This window comes from Pseudomonas sp. P5_A12 (assembly GCF_056400685.1).
In genome coordinates, this window is sequence record NZ_JBFUKU010000308.1 from 1 (window position 1) to 6033 (window position 6033).

Annotated in this window: 5 protein-coding genes; 4 read left to right on the forward strand and 1 reads right to left on the reverse strand. The window is 61.7% G+C overall.

The genetic code is table 11. From position 1 onward, the window contains the following. From AC1DSG_RS26240 to AC1DSG_RS26255, 4 genes are all read left to right on the forward strand, one after another. The coding region (locus AC1DSG_RS26240; protein ID WP_477793493.1) for an isovaleryl-CoA dehydrogenase at positions 1-1010 on the forward strand (1010 nt) is incomplete at its 5' end. Positions 1011-1022: 12 nt separating this feature from the next. Beyond that, complete coding sequence (locus AC1DSG_RS26245) at positions 1023-2630, forward strand: carboxyl transferase domain-containing protein (RefSeq protein ID WP_477793494.1); 1608 nt, start codon at positions 1023-1025, stop codon at positions 2628-2630. Between the two features lie 13 nt (positions 2631-2643). Continuing rightward, positions 2644-3456: a gamma-carboxygeranoyl-CoA hydratase gene (locus AC1DSG_RS26250; protein ID WP_477793495.1), complete on the forward strand. Its 813-nt coding sequence runs from the start codon at positions 2644-2646 to the stop codon at positions 3454-3456. Further along, positions 3456-5405 carry an acetyl/propionyl/methylcrotonyl-CoA carboxylase subunit alpha gene (locus AC1DSG_RS26255; protein WP_477793496.1) on the forward strand — a complete coding sequence of 650 codons (1950 nt, stop codon included), beginning with the start codon at positions 3456-3458 and terminating at the stop codon, positions 5403-5405. The genes AC1DSG_RS26250 and AC1DSG_RS26255 overlap by 1 nt, the downstream gene beginning before the upstream one ends. A gap of 39 nt (positions 5406-5444) precedes the next feature. Here the strand turns inward: AC1DSG_RS26255 and AC1DSG_RS26260 are convergent. Continuing rightward, on the reverse strand, positions 5445-6033 hold a 589-nt coding region (locus AC1DSG_RS26260), incomplete at its 5' end, for a LexA family transcriptional regulator (RefSeq protein ID WP_477793497.1).

The following is a 6033-nucleotide window of genomic DNA, read 5'->3' on the forward strand; positions in this document are numbered from 1 at the left end:
ACATGGGCCTGCTCGGCATTACCGTGCCGGAAGAGTACGGCGGCGCTGGCCTGGGTTACCTGGCCCACGTCGTGGCCATGGAAGAAATCAGCCGTGGTTCGGCATCGGTTGCCTTGTCCTACGGCGCTCACTCCAACCTCTGCGTCAACCAGATCAACCGTAACGGCAACCACGAACAGAAAAGCAAATACCTGCCGAAACTGATCAGCGGCGAGCACATCGGCGCCTTGGCCATGAGCGAACCGAATGCCGGTTCCGACGTGGTCTCGATGAAGCTGCGTGCCGATAAACGCGGCGATCACTACGTGCTCAACGGCAGCAAGACCTGGATCACCAACGGCCCTGACGCCAACACCTACGTGATCTACGCCAAGACTGACCTGGAAAAAGGCCCGCACGGCATCACCGCATTCATCGTTGAACGCGACTGGAAAGGCTTCAGCCGCAGCAACAAGTTCGACAAGCTCGGCATGCGCGGTTCCAACACCTGCGAGCTGTTCTTCGACGATGTGGAAGTGCCGGAAGAAAACATTCTCGGCGTGCTCAACGGTGGCGTGAAAGTGTTGATGAGCGGCCTCGACTACGAGCGCGTTGTCCTCTCCGGCGGCCCGACCGGGATCATGCAGGCGTGCATGGACTTGATCGTTCCGTACATTCATGACCGCAAGCAATTCGGCCAAAGCATCGGCGAGTTCCAGCTGATCCAGGGCAAAGTTGCCGACATGTACACCCAACTCAACGCCAGCCGCGCTTATCTCTACGCGGTGGCACAGGCCTGCGAACGTGGCGAAACCACGCGCAAGGACGCGGCCGGCGTGATCCTGTACAGCGCCGAACGCGCCACGCAAATGGCCCTCGACGCGATCCAGATTCTGGGCGGCAACGGCTACATCAACGAATTCCCGGCCGGTCGCCTGCTGCGTGACGCGAAGCTGTACGAAATCGGCGCCGGCACCAGTGAGATCCGCCGCATGCTGATCGGTCGCGAACTGTTTAACGAAACCCGCTAATCGGAGCTGTCCATGGCTATCCTGCATACCCAGCTCAACCCTCGTTCGGCGGAGTTCGCCGCCAACAGCGCGGCGATGCTCAAACAGGTCGACGACCTGCACACCCTGCTCGCCCAAGTGCAGCTCGGTGGCGGCCCGAAGGCTCAAGAACGCCACACCTCGCGAGGCAAACTGCTGCCCCGCGAGAGGATCAATCGTCTGCTCGATCCGGGTTCGCCGTTTCTGGAAATCAGCCAACTGGCAGCCTATGAGGTTTATGGTGAAGACGTTCCGGCCGCTGGCGTGATTGCCGGGATCGGCCGCGTGGAAGGCGTCGAATGCATGATCGTCGCCAACGACGCCACGGTGAAAGGTGGTTCGTACTACCCGCTGACGGTGAAGAAACACCTGCGCGCCCAGACCATCGCCCAGCAGAACCGCCTGCCGTGCATCTATCTGGTGGACTCCGGAGGCGCCAACCTGCCGCGTCAGGATGAAGTGTTCCCGGATCGCGAGCACTTCGGGCGGATCTTCTTCAATCAGGCCAACATGAGCGCCATGGGCATTCCGCAAATCGCGGTGGTGATGGGCTCGTGCACGGCCGGTGGTGCCTATGTGCCCGCGATGGCTGACGAAGCGATCATGGTGCGCCAGCAAGCGACGATTTTCCTCGCCGGCCCGCCGCTGGTGAAAGCCGCGACCGGTGAAGTGGTCAGCGCCGAAGACTTGGGCGGGGCCGATGTGCACTGCAAGATTTCCGGGGTCGCCGACCATTACGCCGAGAGCGATGAACACGCCTTGGCCATTGCCCGACGCAGCGTTGCCAACCTCAACTGGCGCAAGCTCGGCGAGTTGCAACAACGCACGCCGATTGCGCCGCTGTACAGCAGCGACGAGTTGTACGGCGTGGTCTCTGCGGACGCCAAGCAACCGTTCGATGTGCGCGAAGTCATCGCGCGTCTGGTCGACGGTTCAGTGTTCGATGAATTCAAAGCGCTGTTCGGGACCACGCTGGTGTGCGGCTTCGCCCACTTGCACGGCTACCCGATCGCGATCCTCGCCAACAACGGCATCCTGTTCGCCGAAGCCGCGCAGAAAGGCGCGCACTTTATCGAACTGGCCTGCCAGCGCGGCATCCCGCTGCTGTTCCTGCARAACATCACCGGCTTCATGGTCGGCCAGAAGTACGAGGCCGGCGGCATCGCCAAGCACGGCGCGAAGCTGGTGACCGCCGTGGCGTGCGCCAAGGTGCCGAAATTCACCGTGATCATCGGCGGCAGTTTTGGTGCCGGTAACTACGGCATGTGCGGTCGGGCTTACGACCCGCGCTTCCTGTGGATGTGGCCAAACGCACGCATCGGTGTGATGGGTGCCGAGCAAGCCGCGGGCGTGTTGGTGCAGGTCAAACGCGAGCAGGCCGAGCGCAGTGGCCAAGGCTTCAGCGCCGAGCAGGAAACCGAGATCAAGCAACCGATCCTCGATCAATACGAAGAACAGGGGCACCCCTACTACTCCAGCGCACGGCTATGGGACGACGGCGTCATCGACCCGGCGCAAACCCGCGATGTGCTGGCCCTGGCCTTGTCCGCGTCGTTGAACGCGCCTATCGAACCGAGCCGCTTCGGCGTGTTCCGGATGTGATCGGGAGAAAATCATGAGCGACTTCAAGACCCTCGAACTGCTGACCGACCCACGGGGTTTCGCCACCCTGTGGCTCAGCCGTGAAGAAAAGAACAACGCGTTCAACGCCGAAATGATCCGCGAACTGATTCTCGCGCTGGACGCCGTGGCGAGCGACACCAGCCTGCGCTTTTTGCTGGTGCGTGGACGCGGCAAACATTTCAGCGCTGGCGCGGACCTGGCGTGGATGCAGCAATCAGCCGAACTTGATTACGGCACCAACCTCGACGACGCCCGGGAACTGGCGGAGTTGATGTACAACCTCGCCAAGTTGAAAGTCCCGACCCTGGCCGTGGTCCAAGGCGCGGCCTTCGGTGGTGCGCTGGGCCTGATCAGTTGCTGCGACATGGCCATTGGCGCCGACGACGCGCAGTTCTGCCTGTCGGAAGTGCGCATCGGCCTGGCGCCAGCGGTGATCAGCCCGTTCGTGGTTCAGGCCATCGGTGAACGCGCGGCACGCCGTTATGCACTGACTGCCGAACGTTTCGGCGGGCAACGGGCGCAGGAAATCGGTTTGTTGTCGGAAAGCTATCCAGCCGCCGAACTGGAGCAAAAAGTCGAACAGTGGATCGACAACCTGCTGCTCAATAGCCCAGCCGCGATGCGCGTCAGCAAGGATTTGCTGCGCGAAGTGAGCCATGGCGCGTTGACCCCGGCACTGCGCCGTTACACCGAAAACGCTATCGCCCGCATCCGCGTCAGCCCTGAAGGTCAAGAAGGCCTGCGCGCCTTTTTGCAAAAGCGTCCGCCAAGTTGGCAAGCCCCCACCACCAAGGAGCCGCGTTGATGAGCGCACCTGTTCTCACCACCTTGCTGGTGGCCAACCGTGGCGAAATCGCCTGCCGGGTCATGCGTACCGCCAAAGCCCTGGGCCTGACCACCGTGGCCGTACACAGCGCCACTGACCGTGAAGCGCGCCACAGCCGAGAAGCGGATATCCGCGTCAACCTCGGTGGCAGCAAAGCCGCCGACAGCTACCTGCAAATCGACAAACTGATTGCGGCAGCCAAGGCCAGTGGCGCTCAGGCGATCCATCCGGGTTACGGCTTTTTGTCGGAGAACGCCGGGTTCGCCCGTGCGATTGAAGACGCCGGTCTGATCTTCCTCGGCCCGCCCGCCTCGGCCATCGATGCCATGGGCAGCAAATCCGCCGCCAAAGCGCTGATGGAAACCGCCGGCGTGCCGTTGGTGCCGGGTTATCACGGCGAAGCTCAAGACTTTGACACTTTCCGCGATGCCTGTGAGCGTATCGGCTATCCGGTGTTGCTCAAGGCCACCGCCGGCGGTGGCGGCAAAGGCATGAAAGTGGTCGAGGACGTCAGCCAGTTGGCCGAAGCCCTGGCCTCGGCCCAGCGTGAAGCGAAATCCTCCTTCGGCGATTCACGGATGCTGGTGGAGAAGTACCTGCTCAAACCACGCCACGTGGAAATCCAGGTGTTCGCGGACCAGCATGGCAATTGCCTGTACCTGAACGAACGTGACTGCTCGATCCAGCGTCGCCACCAGAAAGTCGTTGAGGAAGCACCCGCGCCAGGCTTGAGCCCGGAGCTGCGTCGTGCCATGGGCGAAGCCGCTGTTCGCTCGGCACAAGCCATCGGTTATGTCGGCGCCGGCACTGTGGAGTTTTTGCTGGATTCGCGCGGTGAGTTCTTCTTTATGGAAATGAACACGCGCCTGCAGGTTGAGCACCCAGTCACCGAAGCCATTACTGGCCTCGACCTGGTGGCCTGGCAGATCCGCGTAGCCCGTGGCGAAGCGCTGCCGATGACCCAGGCCGAGGTTCCACTGATCGGTCACGCGATTGAAGTGCGCCTGTATGCAGAGGACCCGGCCAATGATTTCCTGCCGGCCACCGGGCGCCTGGAACTGTATCGTGAATCAGCCGAAGGCCCGGGACGTCGGGTCGACAGCGGCGTTGAAGAAGGCGATGAAATTTCGCCGTTCTACGACCCGATGCTGGGCAAGTTGATTGCCTGGGGCGAAGACCGTGAACAGGCGCGCTTGCGGTTGCTGAGCATGCTCGATGAGTTCGCGATTGGCGGGCTCAAGACCAACATCAACTTCCTGCGCCGGATCATCGCGCACCCCGCGTTTGCCGCGGCAGAACTGGACACCGGGTTTATCCCGCGTTTTCAGGAGCAGTTATTGCCAGCGCCTTCGGACCTCAGTGACGGGTTTTGGCAAGCCGCCGCTCAGGCCGTTGCCCAGAGCCAACAAGACTCACCGCGTGCAGATGACGCGAGTTCGCCATGGGCGATCGGCAATGGTTTCCGTGCCGGATTGCCAAAAGAAATCACCCTGCACTTGAGCTGTGAAGGCCAGGACCGCGCGCTGACCCTGGGCGACATCCGCACGGCCCACCTTCAAGGTGAGCAATTGCTGACCGAGCACAACGGCGTACGTCGTCAGCATCGGGCAATCCGCCGTGGCGATTTTGTCTATCTGCAATGGGAAGGTGAACTGCGCCGCATCGAATCCTATGACCCGATCAGCGCCGTCGAAGCCAGCCACAGCCATCACGGTGGGCTCACCGCTCCAATGAACGGGAGCATCGTGCGAGTGCTGGTGGAGGCCGGGCAAACGGTCGAAGCCGGGGCGCAATTGGTGGTGCTGGAAGCGATGAAAATGGAGCACAGCATTCGTGCGCCCCACGCGGGCGTGATCAAGGCGCTGTATTGCCAGGAAGGCGAAATGGTCAGCGAAGGCAGTGCGTTGGTCGAGCTGGAAGAGGCGTGAAATGAAGATCGGTCCTACGTTTTACGAGGACCGATCTGATTAGAATTTGGCCGTTGCCTGAACCACTACACCGAGAATTCGACATTCATCGGTGTAAAGGGCTTTCGGATACGTCGGATTGAGCGGGACCAGGTAACGCTGCCCGCCCTCTTCGATCAGCTTGCGAAAAGTCGCCTCGGTGCTGTCCTTCCACTGCGCGATCACCAGCTTTCCAGGTTCCGGCACAATCGCCGGATCCACCAGAATCATCATGCCCTCGGCGATGCTCACGCCCGTGGGTGCGGTCATCGCATCACCCACCACCACCAGCCAGAACGCCGCGCCCTGGGCGTGGTAATCGGTCAGCTCGAAACGCGGTTTACCGTAGACCGATAACTCACCGTCACGCACTTGCGCGGGCTCTCGCCAGTCACTGACCGGGTAACGGAAGTACGGGTTGTACTCGTGGGCCAGGCAAGGCTCGTCGTCTTGCAAGACCAGACGCTCGCGAATCACCGTCGCGACTTCCAGAAAATCCATCCCGAGCGCGCGCAAGACACGATTCATGTCTTCGATGCTCGGCTGACGGCGTTTATTCAGCCAGTGACCCACGCCACCCTGGGACATCCCGAGGCGGTCGGCGAGGACC